Origin of the sequence: Rhodococcus olei, from assembly GCF_039540555.1 — a bacterium.
Classification (GTDB): domain Bacteria; phylum Actinomycetota; class Actinomycetes; order Mycobacteriales; family Mycobacteriaceae; genus Rhodococcus_G; species Rhodococcus_G olei.
This window is the reverse complement of the sequence record NZ_BAABFB010000101.1, coordinates 1-566: the sequence shown is the minus strand read 5'-3', so window position 1 is coordinate 566 and position 566 is coordinate 1. Positions and strand designations below refer to the sequence as shown.

At 65.0% G+C, this 566-nt stretch carries 1 protein-coding gene; it reads left to right on the top strand.

The annotated features are described in order from the left end of the window. The first annotated feature begins 198 nt into the window (after nucleotides 1-198). Complete coding sequence (locus ABD951_RS28495; protein ID WP_345353640.1) at nucleotides 199-507, top strand: transposase; 309 nt, start codon at nucleotides 199-201, stop codon at nucleotides 505-507. Nucleotides 508-566: the final 59 nt, after the last annotated feature.

Sequence of the window (566 nt, the reverse complement as noted above, 5' to 3'; positions counted from 1 at the left end):
TGAACACGCGCTCTCACCACCCGTGGGAGTAACACCCTGACAGCCTCCAGCAAACCCGGGGTGGATCACGGTGTTCTCGGGCTTGTCAGTATTGAGGATCGAGGGTGTTGAGGATGCCGGCGACACGGTCGGGACTGCTGCACGGATAGGTGACATCTGATCTGTGGTGCCGGGAGGCACTGCTGGAAGGATGTACCCGTGCCGAAGCCGTATCCCAAGGAGTTCCGTGACGACGTCGTCCGCGTGGCTCGCCACCGCGAGCCGGGCCAGCAGCTGGAGCAGATCGCCGCTGATTTCGGGATCAGCGAGTCCTGCCTGACGAACTGGATGAAGGCCGCCGACGTCGAGGACGGAATCAAGCCCGGAACCACTGCGAGCGAGAACTCCGAGCTGCGGGAAGCCCGGAAACGGATCCGGCTGCTCGAGCAGGAGAACGAGGTCCTGCGCCGGGCCGCCGCGTACCTGTCGCAGGCGAACCTGCCGGGAAAAGGCTCTACCCGCTCGTGAGCGAGCTGGCCGCCGACGGGATCCCCGTGGCGGCGGATGTGCCGGGTATTGAAGATTGC